Raw genomic sequence first — 13,863 nt, 5'->3', positions numbered from 1 at the left:
CGGCTCAGGGCTCCTGCCGGAGACCTCCGAAGACCAGCACCACCACGGCGTCGGCCACCTCGCGGGCGCCCATGCCCCGCGCGTCGGGGCGGTACCACTCCACGAGTGAGTTGATCATCCCGAAGACCAGCCGGGTCGCGAGCCGGACCTCGACGTCGCCGCGTACGTCCCCGTCCGCGGCCGCCGCCTTCAGGAGGTCGGCGACCCTGTGGTCGAAGTCGCGGCGCCGCTCCAGGGCCCACCGTTCGGTGTCCGTGTTGCCGCGCACCCGCAGGAGCAGCGTCACGTAGGGCAGTTCGGAGGTGAGCACCTCGACCATGCGCCGCACCACGTACTCCAGGCGCTCCACGGCCCGTCCCACGCGCGCGTGCTCCTCGTCGAGGATCTCGAAGAGGCCGTCCAGCGCCCGGCTCACCGCGCGCCGCAGCAGCTCCTCCTTGCCGGAGACATGGTGGTAGATCGACGACTTGGAGATGCCGGCGGCCTTGGAGAGGTGCTCCATGGAGGTGCCGTCGTAGCCGCGGTCGTTGAAGACCTGGACGGCGACGGAGAGCAGGGTCTCGGGGGTGTACGTGTCCCGTTTGGCGGTGGTCACGAGGTGCCCTCCCGCTTCTCCGTGGCGTAGGCGTGGCGGTAGAGCGCCAGCGACGGCGCGTAGCGCCCGGAAGGGTCGCGCGTGTGGAGTTCGTCCAGGACGTCGTACGACCAGTCGGCGCCGAGCCTGCGGCTCCACTCGAAGGGGCCGAGGGGGTAGTTGACGCCGAGGCGCATCGCGGTGTCGATGTCCTCCTCGGTGGCCACGCCCTTGGCGACCGCGTCGTGGGCGAGGTCGACGATCCGGGCCACCGTGCGGGCGACGATCATGCCGGGGCAGTCGCCGATCACGCTGACGTCCTTGCCCAGCGCCTGGAAGAGACCGATGGCCTCCGAGAGCGTCTGGGCGGCGGTGTCCTGGGACGTCGACAGGGCGATGCGGGTGGCCTTGCGGTAGTCGAGCGCGAGGTCGAAGTAGACGACGTCGCGGAACTCGACGGAGGTCTGGCCGTCGGCGAGGACCAGTTGGCCGCCGCTCGGCAGCACCAGCCGGGTGCCGTGGTCCTCCTCGTCCTCACGGACCCGGATGCCCGCCTCGCGGATCAGGGCGAGGACGTCGGCGGCGGGGCCCAGGTCGCCCTCGGCGATGACGTACGCGGGCGGCTGCTCCTTCTCCGCGGTGTGCGGTTCGGACCGCTCGGCGTCGTCCGCGTAGTCGTACCAGCCGTGTCCCGTCTTGCGGCCGAGCCGGCCCGACTCGACGAGCCGCCGCTGGGCGAGCGAGGGCGTGAAACGCACGTCCTGGAAGAAGGAACGCCACACCGAGTGCGTCACGGACTCGTTGACGTCCTGGCCGATCAGGTCGGTGAGTTCGAAGGCGCCCATCCGGAAACCGCCGGACTCGCGCAGCACCGCGTCGATGGTGGCGGGGTCGGCGGCCTGGGACTCGAGGACCGCGAAGGCCTCGGCGTAGAAGGGCCGCGCGATGCGGTTGACGATGAACCCGGGCGTGTCCGCGCAGGCGACGGGCGTCTTGCCCCAGGCGCGGGCCGTCTCGTACGCGCGCGTGGCCGAGGTGACGTCCGTCGCGAACCCGGAGACCACCTCCACGAGCGGCAGCAGCGGCGCCGGGTTGAAGAAGTGCAGCCCGACCAGACGGCCCGGATTGCGCAGCGTGCCGCCGATGGCCGTGACGGACAGCGAGGAGGTGTTGGTGGCGAGCAGGCAGTCCTCCCCGACGATGTCCTCAAGCTCGCCGAACAGCCGCTGCTTGACGTCGAGTTCTTCGAGCACCGCCTCGACGACGAGCACACAGTCCGCGAGGTCGGTGAGGCTCTCGGCCGGCTGGAGCCGGGCGCGCGCGGCGTCCCGTTCGGCGCCGGTGAGCCGGTCCTTCGCGACGAGCCGGTCGAGCCGGGCGCCGATCGCTTCGGCCGCCGCCGCGGCACGCCCGGGAGCGGCGTCGTAGAGCCGCACGGGATGGCCGGCCACCAGCGCGACCTGGGCGATGCCCTGGCCCATGGTGCCGGTGCCGACGACTGCCACGGGGCTGCTGAGGTCGAGTGCTGTCATGTGCGCGATCCTCCCGCACGACGTTTTCCACAGATGCGGCGGACCCCCTTGTCCCGACCGATCGTTCGGTTACTCTAACTCTGACTGTCCATTCCTGCCCAGCTCGCGAGCTCGACGAGGAGCTCTTGAGACAAGGAGTTGGTCCTTGATGGCCGCCGAACTCACCGCGCACCAGTTGATCGCCAAGCACCGGCCGACCCTGGATCAGGCGCTGGAAGCGATCCGCACGCGCGCGTACTGGTCCCCGCATCCCGAGCACCCCAAGGCGTACGGCGAGCACGGCAGCCTGGGCATGGCCGAGGGCAAGGCCGCCTTCGACGCCCTCCTGGGCACCCGCTTCGAGCTGGACCAGCCCGGCACGGACGACTGGGTCGGGGGCGAGGTGTCGCCGTACGGCATCGAGCTCGGCGTCACCTACCCGCACGCGGACATCGACACGCTGCTGCCCGCCATGCGCGCGGGACAGCGCGCCTGGCGCGACGCGGGCGCGGAGATCCGCGCGGTGGTCTGTCTGGAGATCCTCAAGCGGATCAGCGACCGCACGCACGAACTCGCGCACGCGGTCATGCACACCAGCGGCCAGGCCTTCATGATGGCGTTCCAGGCGGGCGGCCCGCACGCGCAGGACCGCGGCCTGGAGGCGGTGGCCTACGCCTACGTGGAGCAGGTCCGCACCCCCGACACCGCGGAGTGGAGCAAGCCCCAGGGCAAGCGCGACCCGCTCACGCTCACCAAGCAGTTCACGGCCGTCCCGCGCGGCATCGCGCTGATGATCGGCTGCAACACCTTCCCGACGTGGAACGGCTATCCGGGTCTGTTCGCCTCCCTGGCGACGGGCAACGCGGTCCTGGTGAAGCCCCACCCGCGCGCGGTGCTCCCGCTCGCGCTCACCGTGCAGATCGCGCGAGAGGTGCTCGCCGAGGCGGGCTTCGACCCGAACCTGGTCGCGCTCGCCGCCGAGCGTCCCGGCGAGGGCATCGCGAAGACGCTGGCCACCCGCCCCGAGATCCGCATCGTCGACTACACCGGCTCCACCGCCTTCGGCGACTGGCTGGAGGCCAACGCCCGCCAGGCGCAGGTCTACACGGAGAAGGCCGGCGTCAACACGGTGATCGTCGAGTCGACCGCCGACTACAAGGGGATGCTCTCCAACCTGGCGTTCTCCCTGTCGCTCTACAGCGGCCAGATGTGCACCACCCCGCAGAACCTGCTGATCCCCCGCGACGGCGTCTCCACGGACGAGGGCCACAAGTCCTACGACGAGGTCGTGGCCGATCTCGCGAAGTCGGTCGGCGGACTCCTCGGCGACGACGCCCGCGCGAACGCGCTGCTCGGCGCCATCGTGAACCCCGACGTCAAGGCCCGGCTGGAGGCCGCCGCCGGTCTCGGCGAGGTGGCGCTGCCCTCGCGGCAGATCGACAACCCCGAGTTCCCGGGTGCCGTCGTGCGCTCACCGCTGATCGTGAAGCTCGACGGCGCGCGCAAGTTCTGGGAGAACGCCGGGAGCGACGACGAGGCCGCCTACCTGAGCGAGTGCTTCGGTCCGGTCTCCTTCGCCGTCGCGGTCGACTCGGCCGCGGAGGCCGTGGAGCTCCTGCGGCACACCACCCGGGACAAGGGCGCGATGACCGTCGGCGCGTACACCACCGACGAGGCCTTCGAGCGCGAGGTGCAGGAGGCCTGCCTGGAGGAGTGCGCGCAGCTCTCCCTGAACCTCACGGGCGGGGTCTACGTCAACCAGACGGCCGCGTTCTCGGACTTCCACGGCTCCGGCGGCAACGCCGCGGCCAACGCGGCCCTGTGCGACGGAGCGTTCGTCGCGAACCGCTTCCGGGTGATCGAGGTACGCCGGGAGGCGTGAGCCCCGTAGCCCCGCGGGCGGCTCAAACCGGTGCGTCCCCGGTGGCGCTCCAGTGGAACAGCGTCATGGCCACACTGGTCGCGAGGTTGTAGCTGGAGACCTGGGGGCGCATCGGCAGCGAGACCAGATGGTCGGCCCGGGAGCGCAGTTCGGCGGACAGCCCGCTGCGCTCCGAGCCGAAGGCGAGCAGGGCGTCGTCGGGAAGCTTCGTCCCCCGGATGTCCTCGCCCTCGGGGTCGAGCGCGAACACCGGACCCGCCGGCAGTTCGTCCACGCTCAGCCGCTCCACGGCGGTCGCGAAGTGAAGGCCCGCCCCGCCGCGTACGACCGTGGCGTGCCAGGGGTCGAGCGTGCCCGTGGTGACCACACCGGTCGCGCCGAAGCCCGCCGCGAGCCGGATCACCGCCCCGGCGTTGCCGAGATTGCGGGGGTTGTCGAGGACGACCACGGGCGTGGTGCGCGGCGCGTGGGCCAGCGACTCCAGGTTGGCGGCACGTGAGGGACGCACGGCGAGAGCCGCCACCGAGGTGGGATGCGGGCGCGCCACGAGTGACGTGAACGCGGGCTCGGGCACCTCGGTCAGCAGCTCGTCGAGAGCGCCGCGCACGTCGGGGGCCAGGTCGCCGGCCAGTTCGAGGACCGCCGACCGGTCGGTCGTGACGGCGACCGGGATCCGCGCCCCGAAACGCACCGCGTGCTTGAGGGCGTGGAAGCCGTCGAGCAGGACGGAGTCGTCGCAGAGCTGGCGCCAGACACGTACCGGGTCGTTCATGCGGTGAAGCCTACGTGCGTCTGCTCGGGCTCCTCCGGAGTGCTCGGTTCCGGCTCCCGGGGCCCCGGGAGCCGGAACCGGCCGCCGCCGGGAAACAGCCGGTCCCGCGCGCGGGTCACCCGTCCGCCCAGGTGGCGCAGGAAGGACGTGGGCAGGAACACGGAGTCCGCGGCGATCATCGCGAGCGAGAAGAACGGCAGCCCGAGGACCACGGCGATCACGGCGTGCTCGGTCATCATGACCGCCAGCAGGACGTTCTTGACCCGCCGGTTGAACAGGGTGAAGGGGAAGGCGACCTGTGCGACGACCGTCCCGTACGTCACCAGCATCACGATCGTGCCGTGCGCGGACATCAGGTCGGACAGCGCCGGCCACGGCGAGAAGGACTGCAGGTGGAGCGGGTAGTAGACGGCGGTGCCGTCCTGCCAGCGCGAGCCCTGGATCTTGTACCAGCCCGCCGTCGCGTAGATCAGGCACGCCTCGGCCATGATGATCATCAGAGCGGCGTTGTGCACGAGGTTGGCGACGACGTCCAGCAGGACGCGCGGTTCCGCGGTGCGGGCGTGGCGGCCGACCGCCCACCACAGCCCCTGCGCCGCCCACAGCCCCCAGAAGACCGTGAGCCAGCCGCCCAGGAAACCCCCGTCGATCCGTCCCGCGCCCGTCGCCACCGCCAGCGCGAGCCCGAGCACCGCCCACAGCACCGGGCCCGCCCGGTCCGGCCCGTTCCACTGGCCCCGCGCGCGGGCCCCGCGGTCGAGGCGGTCCCGCCGCGCGTCGAGGGACCACACCTGGGCGCAGCGCGTGAACACGAGGTAGATCGCCATCAGGTGGAGGACGTTGTCCCCGCCGTCCCCGATGAAGACACTGCGGTTCTGCAGGGACAGCACGCCGATCATGAAGACCACGGACACCGCGCGGGTCCGCCATCCCACCAGCAGCAGGGCGGCGGAGAGGACCGCGAGGGCGTAGACGGTCTCGAACCACAGCCGGCTGTCGGACCACAACAGGACCGTGAAGGCGTGGTTGCTCGCGACGAGCTGCCGGGCGAGGTCCCAGCTCCAGGGCGCGTCGGGCCCGTACATCTCCTGACGATGGGGGTACTCGCGCAGCAGGAACAGCAGCCAGGTGACGGCGAAGCCGATACGGATCACGGCGCTCTGGTACGGACCGAGGGCGGACTCAGTGACCCGGGCGATGCCGCGCGCGAGCGCGGGAGCGATGCGGTTCATCGGGCACTCGCCTCCGTCGGGCCGTCCGCGCTGTCCCCGGCGGGCACGGCCCACCAGGGCAGCTCACGGACGACGGGCCGGTCGGACACCTTCTCGTCGCTCCACCGTGGAGGCGGCACGTCGGTGGTGAGGGAACGGAACTGGAGGCGTTCGACGACGGCGCCCTCGCCGCCCGCCCGCTCACGGTGCAGCCGCAGGACGCCGATACGGCGCAGATAGTGCTCCGACAGCTCGCCGCGCAGGCCCACGGCACGGTTCTCGCCGTCGTGCGTGCCGAGGTAGAAGTCCCAGGCCCGGCGCAGTTCGTTCTGCTGCGTGTGGCTCGGCAGCGGATTACCGTCGATGGCCAGTCCGTCGAGCGCGGACAGGTCGTACCAGCCGGTCTCGCGGCTGGTGCCGTCCTCGGACCGGACCAGGGCGCGGACCTGGACCGCGATGTCCTGCTGCAAGGGGTTGGGGGCGAAGAGCTTCCAGTTCTGCTCGAACTCGGGGTAGATCCAGTCGTCGATCGCGCGGCCGTGCTGCTTCGTCACCGTGTTGGACGGCGCGACATGCAGGAACACCATGCCGAGGTGCGCGCAGGCGACGACGGCCACGACCGCCAGGGCCAGGGCGGCGGCGATCTGCGAGCGCAGCGACAGCGCCGCGAGTCCCACGGGATCCCCGCCCTCCGGGCAGTCGGCTTCCCCGGGGGACCCGAGGGGGGCCGTCGTACCGGAAACGGGCCCTTCGAGGACCGGCGTCGCGGACGTGGGCTCCTCAGGAAGCGCGGCGGCGACGGGCTCGGACGGGGGCTCCGGCGGGAGCACGGGTGCGCTCGTCGAGGGCACGGGCTGCTGCGGGAGCGAGAGGGCGACGGGCGCGGACGGGGGCTCCTGCGAGGCCGGGGAAGCGGTCGCGTCGGATTCCGGGCTCTCGGGCTCCGCGACGGGGGCCGTCGTGTCCTCCTCGGCCGCACCGGTCTCGGGGCCCGAAGCCTCGGGCGCCGGGCGGGGCGCCGGCTCGCCCGGCGGCCGCGGGCCGGGCACCGGCCTGTCGCCGCTGACACCGGACGCGCCCTCCTCGGGCGCGGCCGAGTCCGGCTCGCGCTCAGAGCCCTCGTGCCTCGCGTCCATCCCGCCCCGATCCACGATCCCGGATCCGACTGCCGGCCGCCGGACTGCGGGCACCGTACCGCCACGTCGTTCCGCACCACGACGTGCGCAAGCGAACCGTACTCAGAGCGGGACCTCCGGCACAGCCCGATCTGTCACAACGGGCGCTCCGACGTCCGCGAGTCATCCACAGCGGTTGACACCGCCCGACGCTCGACCGACCATTGTTGCGAATGGACCGAACGATCGGTCGGTCGGGAGCGAGAGGTCGAGGGGGACCGCATGGCGACAGCATCAGCGCACCACACGGCCCGCACACAAGCGGACGAAGCCGCCGACGAAGCGGCGCGCACAGCGGCGTACGAAGTCGTCTTCGACGCCGCGGTGGCGGCCGACGAACGCATCGAGCCCCGCGACTGGATGCCCGACGCCTACCGCTCCACCCTGGTCCGCCAGATCGCGCAGCACGCCCACTCCGAGATCATCGGCATGCAGCCCGAGGCCAACTGGATCACGCGCGCGCCCTCCCTGCGCCGCAAGGCGATCCTGATGGCGAAGGTCCAGGACGAGGCGGGCCACGGGCTGTATCTGTACAGCGCGGCCGAGACGCTCGGCGTCGGCCGCGACGAACTGCTGGACAAGCTGCACTCCGGCCGCCAGAAGTATTCGTCGATCTTCAACTACCCGACGCTGACATGGGCGGACGTCGGCGCCATCGGCTGGCTCGTGGACGGCGCGGCGATCACCAACCAGGTCCCCCTGTGCCGCTGCTCGTACGGTCCGTACGCGCGCGCCATGGTCCGCGTGTGCAAGGAGGAGTCCTTCCACCAGCGCCAGGGGTACGAACTGCTGCTGGCCCTGAGCCAGGGCACCCCCGAACAGCACGCGATGGCACAGGACGCCGTCGACCGCTGGTGGTGGCCCTCCCTGATGATGTTCGGCCCGTCCGACGACGAGTCCTCGCACTCCGCCCAGTCGATGGCGTGGAAGATCAAGCGCCATTCGAACGACGAGCTGCGCCAGCGCTTCGTCGACATCGCCGTCCCCCAGGCCGAGTCCCTCGGCCTGACCCTGCCCGACCCCGACCTCGCGTGGAACGAGGAGCGCGGACACCACGACTTCGGCGCCATCGACTGGACGGAGTTCTGGGACGTCCTCAAGGGCAACGGCCCGTGCAACGACCAGCGGATCACCCAGCGCCGGCGCGCCCACGAAGAGGGCGCCTGGGTACGGGACGCGGCCGCGGCGTACGCGGCCAAGCACACCAGCGGGACCGTCGGCTCGACGAGCACGACCGGTGAGACAGGAGCGACCCGAGCATGACGAACACCGACTGGCCGCTGTGGGAGGTCTTCGTGCGCTCGCGCCGGGGACTGTCGCACACCCACGCCGGCAGCCTGCACGCGCCGGACGCCGAACTGGCCCTGCGCAACGCCCGCGATCTGTACACCCGCCGCGGCGAAGGCGTCTCGATCTGGGTCGTCCCCTCGGCCGCCGTCACGGCCTCCTCGCCCGACGAGAAGGACCCGTTCTTCGAGCCGTCCGCGGACAAGCCCTACCGCCACCCGACGTTCTACGAGATCCCGGAAGGGGTGAAGCACCTGTGACTCTCACCGTGAACACCGCGGCCGCCCTGGCCCTCGCCGACGACGCCCTGGTGCTCTCGCACCGGCTGGGGGAGTGGGCCGGCCACGCGCCCGTCCTCGAAGAGGAAGTCGCCCTGGCCAACATCGCGCTGGACCTGCTCGGCCAGGCCCGGGTCCTGCTGTCCATGGCCGGCGACGAGGACGAGCTGGCCTACCTCCGCGAGGAGCGCGCCTTCCGCAACCTCCAGCTCGTCGAGCAGCCGAACGGCGACTTCGCGCACACCATCGCCCGGCAGCTCTACTTCTCCACCTACCAGCGGCTTCTCTACGCGCACCTGGCCTCCAGGGAGAGCGAGTTCGCTCCCCTCGCCGCCAAGGCCGTCAAAGAGGTCGCCTACCACCAGGACCACGCCGAGCAGTGGACCCTGCGCCTCGGCGACGGCACGGACGAGAGCCACGAGCGCATGAGCGTGGCCTGCCAGGCGCTGTGGCGCTTCACCGGCGAGATGTTCCAGCCGCTCGACGGCGTCGACATCGACTGGGACGGCCTCCGGGCCGCCTGGACCGAGTCCGTGGAGGCCACGCTGCGCCGGGCCACCCTGACCGTCCCCGAAGGCCCGCAGACCGGGGCCTGGGCGGCCGGTGCCGGACGCCAGGGTCTGCACACCGAGTCCTTCGGCCGGATGCTCGCCGAGATGCAGCACCTGCACCGCAGCCACCCGGGGGCGTCATGGTGACGACCACCGCCCTGGAGGAGGAACTGCGCAGGCTGGCCGGCTCCGTGCTCGACCCCGAACTGCCCGTTCTCACCCTGGACGACCTCGGCGTCCTGCGCGCCGTCCACGTCCGCGGCGAGGACAGCGTCGAGGTCGAACTGACCCCGACCTACACCGGCTGCCCGGCCGTCGAGGCCATGTCCACGGACATCGAGCGGGTGCTCCACGAACACGGCATCCGCGAGGTGTCCGTGCGCACCGTGCTCAGCCCCGCCTGGTCGACCGACGACATCTCGGACGAAGGCCGCCGCAAACTGCGGGAGTTCGGGATAGCGCCGCCGCGCGGCGACCGTCCCGCCGGACCGGTGGCCCTCGATCTGGGTCCGACGCGCACGGTCACCGGCGAGCTGGAGCCCGTCCGCTGCCCTGCCTGCGGATCGGCCGACACCGAACTGCTCAGCCGCTTCTCCTCCACCGCGTGCAAGGCACTGCGCCGCTGCCTGTCCTGCCGCGAACCGTTCGACCACTTCAAGGAGCTGTGATGGCCCGCTTCCACCCGCTCACGGTGGCCGCGGTCGACCGGATCACCGACGACTCCGTGGCCCTGACGTTCGCGGTCCCCGCGGACCTGCGCGAGGACTACCGGCACGCCGCCGGCCAGCACCTGGCCCTGCGCCGCACGGCCGACGGCACGGAGATCCGCCGCACGTACTCCATCTGCTCGCCGGCGCCCTCCCCCGACGGCGAGGCGCCGCGCACCCTGAAGGTCGGCGTGCGCCTGGTCGACGGAGGCGCGTTCTCGACGTACGCGCTCAAGGAGATCGCCGTCGGCGACGAGGTGGAGGTGATGGTCCCGGCGGGACGCTTCACGCTGGAGCCCTCGCCCGGCCTGTACGCGGCGGTGGTGGGCGGCAGCGGGATCACCCCGGTGCTGTCGATCGTCTCCACGCTGCTGGCGCGGGAGCCGGACGCGAGCTTCTGCCTGGTCCGCAGCGACCGTACGTCGGCCTCGACGATGTTCCTGGAGGAGGTCGCCGACCTCAAGGATCGCTATCCGCAGCGGTTCCAGCTCGTGACCGTCCTCTCGCGCGAGGAGCAGCAGGCCGGGCTGCCGTCCGGCCGCCTCGACCAGGAGCGGCTCACCGCGCTGCTTCCGGCGCTGCTGCCCGTGGACCGGGTGGCGGGATGGTTCCTGTGCGGGCCGATGGGGCTCGTCCAGGGCGCCGAGCGCACGCTTCGCGCGCTCGGGGTGTCCCGGACCCGCATCCACGAGGAGATCTTCCACGTGGACGCCGGCACGACGGCTCCTTCCGCCATAGCGGCTCCCGCGCACAGCACGGTCACCGCACGGCTCGACGGACGCGGCGGCACCTGGCCCGTCCAGGACGGCGAGTCGCTGCTGGACGCGGTCCTGCGCAACCGTCCTGACGCCCCGTACGCCTGCAAGGGCGGCGTGTGCGGCACCTGCCGGGCGTTCCTCGTCTCGGGCGAGGTGCGGATGGACCGCAACTTCGCGCTGGAACCGGAGGAGACGGAGGCCGGGTACGTACTGGCCTGTCAGTCCCACCCCGCCACGGAGAAGGTCGAGTTGGACTTCGACCGCTGAGCCCGCGGCACCCACGGCACCCGCCGCACCCACCGCACCCACCGCACCTGCCGCACCCGCCGGGAAGGAGTTGCCGATCGTCGGCCGTTCCCTTCTTGTAGAACCTGTTCTATCTTGACGCACCGTCAGATCAGGCTGTCCGTCTGATCGTTGGTCCGGTGCGTGCGCGGGAGGACGGGATCGTGGACTTCACCTTCACCGAGGAGCAGCAGGCGGCGGCCGAAGCGGCGCGGGGGGTGTTCGCCGGGGTGGCCCCCGACGGCGTGCCCAGTCCCGCGCTCACCGCGGGCGCCGTCGCCGAGGACTTCGACCGGCCCCTGTGGGCGAGGCTCGCCGACGCCGACCTGTTGAGCCTGCTGCTCGACGAGGAGGCCGGCGGGGCGGGCCTGGACGCGATCGCGCTGTGTCTCGTGCTGCGGGAGTCGGCGAAGGTGCTGGCACGGGTGCCGCTGCTGGAGAACAGCGCCGCGGCCGCGGCCGTACGGCGCTACGGAGCCGAGGAGTTGAGGGCGGAGCTGCCGGCGCGGGCGGGCCGGGGCGAACTGGTGCTGACCGTCGCCGCCAACGGCAGGACCGGCCACGACCCGGCCGAACGCGCCGTGACCGCACGGCGGGACGGCACCGGATGGATCCTGGACGGCGTGCAGACGGCGGTCCCCTGGGCCCTGGACGCCGACTTCGTCGTCGTGCCCGCGCACACGGACACCGACCGGACCGTCCTCGCTCTGGTTCCCCGCGACCACGAGGGCGCCGTGCTCGCCGAGCAGATCTCCACGAACGGCGAGCGGCTCGGCGAACTGCGCCTGGATTCCGCCCGGATCACCGACCGGCATGTCGTCGACGCCCCGGGGGCCTGGGAGTGGCTGCGCGACCTGCTGGCCACCGGCACCTGTGCGCTGGCGCTCGGGCTCGGGGAGGAGGTGCTCCGGATGACGAGCCAGTACACGAGCAAGCGGGAGCAGTTCGGGTTCCCCGTCGCCACGTTCCAGGCGGTCGCCGTCCAGGCCGCCGACCGCTACATCGACCTGCGTGCCATGGAGGCGACGCTCTGGCAGGCCGCGTGGCGCATCGGCACGGGAGCCGACGGCGCGCTCCCCGCCGCGGGTGACGTGGCCGTCGCCAAGATCTGGGCGTCCGAAGGGGTCCGGCGGGTCGTGCAGACCGCCCAGCACTTGCACGGCGGGTTCGGCGCCGACACCGAGTACGCGCTGCACCGGTACCACGCCTGGGCCAAGCACCTGGAGCTGTCCCTCGGCCCGGCCGCGGCACACGAGGAAGCCCTGGGCGACCTGCTGGCAGCCCACACCCTGGGCTGACAGCGCCGCTCAGGCCTCCATCCGTTCCCGTCCCCGTTCCCGTTCCCGTCCCCGTTCCCGTCCCCGTTCCCGTCCCTCTCCCCGGACAGGCCGTTCGCGGGCAGGTTGGGCGGGTCCGGCTAGAGCACGAAGCCGGGCTCGCCCTTGGTGTTCACGACCGGGCGGCCGACGGCCTCCCAGCTCTGCATGCCGCCGTCGACGTTCGCGGCGTCGATGCCCTGCTGGACCAGGTACATGGTGACCTGGGCCGAACGTCCGCCGGAGCGGCAGATGACGTTGACCCGGCCGTCCTGCGGAGCCGCCTCGGTCAGCTCGCCGAACCGGGCGACGAAGTCGCTCATGGGGATGTGCAGGGCGCCCTCGGCGTGACCTGCCTCCCACTCGTCGTCCTCCCGGACGTCCAGCAGGAAGTCGTCGACCTCGAGATTGCCGACCCCGACCGTGGGCACACCAGCTCCGAAACTCATGCCTCCGACGCTACCCGACGGCTCGGACGAACCTCAGGGAGCCTGGGCGATCAGCGTCGCCAGCTCGTGCTCGCGCTCGCCGACCTGCGTGAGCAGTTGTTCGGCGATCTCCTCCAGGAGACGGTCCGGGTCTTCCGGGGCCAGCTTGAGCATGGCGCCGATGGCGCTCTCCTCCAGCTCGCGGGCGACGAGGGTGAGCATCTCCTTGCGCTGGGAGAGCCATTCGAGGCGGGCGTAGAGCTCCTCGCTGCGGCTCGGCTTCCACTCCTCGGGCGCGGGGCCGGCGGCCCACTCCGCGGCCAGCTCCCGCAGCAACGCCTCGTCGCCCCTGGCGTACGCGGTGTTCACGCGGGCGATGAACTCGTCACGCCGCTTGCGCTCGTCGTCGTCCTGCGCGAGATCCGGGTGGGCCTTGCGGACCAGCTCGCGGAAGAGCTTGCGGGCCTCCTCGCTGGGACGCACGCGCTGCGGGGGCCGTACGGGCTGGTCCGTGAGCATGGCCACGGCCTCGGGGAAGAGGCCGTCCGAGTCCATCCAGCCGTGGAACAGCTCCTCGACCCCGGGCATGGGCATGACCCGCGCCCGAGCCTCGTGCGCCTTGAATATGTCCTCCGGGTCACCGGTGAGTGCGGCACGCGCCTCGGCGATCTGGGCGTCCAGTTCATCGAGCCGGGAGTACATGGGGCCGAGCTTCTGGTGGTGCAGCCGGGAGAAATTGTCGACCTCGACGCGGAAGGTCTCCACGGCGATCTCGAACTCGATCAACGCCTGCTCGGCCGCTCGCACGGCCCGCTCCAGGCGCGCCTCGGGCCGGTCCTCCCCGCCCGGAGCCGGGCTCTGGACCTCCGCAGCCGGGCCCTGGCTGTCCGCGGCCGGGCTCTGGCCGTCCGTGGCCGGGCTCTGGCCGTCCGTGGCCCGAGCCTCGCCCTGCTCCTGGGGCTGCCCCTGGCCTTCCGGGGCACCGGAGTGTTCCCGGCCCTCCTCGAAGGCGGGCTCGGACTGGCTCTGATCGGCTTCCGGGGTCGTCACCCGACCAGCGTAGGCCACACTCCCCCGGGGCTCACTGTCTTCCCCGCCCCTACAGCCACCTGACCGGCCACAACGACC

The 13,863-nt window shown here is 72.0% G+C and carries 14 protein-coding genes; 7 read left to right on the top strand and 7 right to left on the bottom strand.

Going from position 1 to position 13,863, the window contains the following annotated elements:
- Positions 1–4 precede the first annotated feature (4 nt).
- Complete coding sequence (locus ACFRIC_RS12460) at positions 5–595, bottom strand: TetR/AcrR family transcriptional regulator (RefSeq protein ID WP_382783423.1); 591 nt, start codon at positions 593–595, stop codon at positions 5–7.
- The gene (locus ACFRIC_RS12455) at positions 592–2,106 is read right to left on the bottom strand and encodes a 3-hydroxyacyl-CoA dehydrogenase (protein ID WP_382783420.1); all 1,515 of its coding nucleotides are present in this window, start codon (positions 2,104–2,106) and stop codon (positions 592–594) included. The genes ACFRIC_RS12460 and ACFRIC_RS12455 overlap by 4 nt, the downstream gene beginning before the upstream one ends.
- Positions 2,107–2,254: 148 nt before the next feature.
- Here ACFRIC_RS12455 and paaN point away from each other — a divergent pair, with 148 nt between their 5' ends.
- On the top strand, positions 2,255–3,967 hold the full coding sequence (gene paaN, locus ACFRIC_RS12450) for a phenylacetic acid degradation protein PaaN (RefSeq protein WP_382783418.1): 1,713 nt from the start codon (positions 2,255–2,257) through the stop codon (positions 3,965–3,967).
- 22 nt (positions 3,968–3,989) lie between these two features.
- Here the strand turns inward: paaN and ACFRIC_RS12445 are convergent, their stop codons facing one another.
- From ACFRIC_RS12445 to ACFRIC_RS12435, 3 genes are read right to left on the bottom strand one after another with little or no spacing between them, the layout of a single operon-like run.
- Positions 3,990–4,739 carry a TrmH family RNA methyltransferase gene (locus ACFRIC_RS12445; protein ID WP_382783415.1) on the bottom strand — a complete coding sequence of 250 codons (750 nt, stop codon included), beginning with the start codon at positions 4,737–4,739 and terminating at the stop codon, positions 3,990–3,992.
- The gene (locus ACFRIC_RS12440) at positions 4,736–5,971 is read right to left on the bottom strand and encodes an HTTM domain-containing protein (protein ID WP_382783412.1); all 1,236 of its coding nucleotides are present in this window, start codon (positions 5,969–5,971) and stop codon (positions 4,736–4,738) included. The genes ACFRIC_RS12445 and ACFRIC_RS12440 overlap by 4 nt, the downstream gene beginning before the upstream one ends.
- Positions 5,968–7,086: a DUF5819 family protein gene (locus ACFRIC_RS12435; protein ID WP_382783409.1), complete on the bottom strand. Its 1,119-nt coding sequence runs from the start codon at positions 7,084–7,086 to the stop codon at positions 5,968–5,970. The genes ACFRIC_RS12440 and ACFRIC_RS12435 overlap by 4 nt, the downstream gene beginning before the upstream one ends.
- Before the next feature lie 261 nt (positions 7,087–7,347).
- On the opposite strand from ACFRIC_RS12435, the gene paaA reads away from it, so the two are divergent.
- From paaA to ACFRIC_RS12405, 6 genes are all read left to right on the top strand, one after another.
- Positions 7,348–8,388, top strand: a complete 1,041-nt coding sequence (gene paaA / locus ACFRIC_RS12430) for a 1,2-phenylacetyl-CoA epoxidase subunit PaaA (protein ID WP_382783406.1) — start codon at positions 7,348–7,350, stop codon at positions 8,386–8,388.
- Positions 8,385–8,672 (top strand): 1,2-phenylacetyl-CoA epoxidase subunit PaaB, encoded by a 288-nt coding sequence (gene paaB / locus ACFRIC_RS12425; protein ID WP_164372737.1) that lies wholly within the window; start codon positions 8,385–8,387, stop codon positions 8,670–8,672. Before paaA ends, paaB begins: the two co-directional genes overlap by 4 nt.
- A complete protein-coding gene (paaC, locus tag ACFRIC_RS12420; RefSeq protein WP_382783401.1) occupies positions 8,669–9,388 on the top strand; it encodes a 1,2-phenylacetyl-CoA epoxidase subunit PaaC in 720 nt (239 codons plus the stop codon). The genes paaB and paaC overlap by 4 nt, the downstream gene beginning before the upstream one ends.
- Positions 9,382–9,909 carry a 1,2-phenylacetyl-CoA epoxidase subunit PaaD gene (gene paaD, locus ACFRIC_RS12415; RefSeq protein WP_382783398.1) on the top strand — a complete coding sequence of 176 codons (528 nt, stop codon included), beginning with the start codon at positions 9,382–9,384 and terminating at the stop codon, positions 9,907–9,909. Before paaC ends, paaD begins: the two co-directional genes overlap by 7 nt.
- Positions 9,909–10,973, top strand: a complete 1,065-nt coding sequence (locus tag ACFRIC_RS12410) for a 2Fe-2S iron-sulfur cluster-binding protein (RefSeq protein WP_382783395.1) — start codon at positions 9,909–9,911, stop codon at positions 10,971–10,973. Before paaD ends, ACFRIC_RS12410 begins: the two co-directional genes overlap by 1 nt.
- A gap of 182 nt (positions 10,974–11,155) precedes the next feature.
- Positions 11,156–12,289, top strand: a complete 1,134-nt coding sequence (locus ACFRIC_RS12405) for an acyl-CoA dehydrogenase family protein (RefSeq protein ID WP_382784251.1) — start codon at positions 11,156–11,158, stop codon at positions 12,287–12,289.
- Between the two features lie 119 nt (positions 12,290–12,408).
- Here ACFRIC_RS12405 and ACFRIC_RS12400 read toward each other — a convergent pair whose 3' ends face one another.
- Positions 12,409–12,756 carry a rhodanese-like domain-containing protein gene (locus tag ACFRIC_RS12400; RefSeq protein ID WP_382783392.1) on the bottom strand — a complete coding sequence of 116 codons (348 nt, stop codon included), beginning with the start codon at positions 12,754–12,756 and terminating at the stop codon, positions 12,409–12,411.
- A gap of 33 nt (positions 12,757–12,789) precedes the next feature.
- The gene (locus ACFRIC_RS12395) at positions 12,790–13,785 is read right to left on the bottom strand and encodes a hypothetical protein (protein ID WP_382783390.1); all 996 of its coding nucleotides are present in this window, start codon (positions 13,783–13,785) and stop codon (positions 12,790–12,792) included.
- Positions 13,786–13,863: the final 78 nt, after the last annotated feature.

This window comes from Streptomyces sp. NPDC056738, assembly GCF_042790435.1.
Classification (GTDB): Bacteria; Actinomycetota; Actinomycetes; order Streptomycetales; family Streptomycetaceae; genus Streptomyces.
The sequence above is the reverse complement of the archived record's forward strand: the minus strand, read 5'-3'. Positions and strand labels throughout refer to the sequence as shown.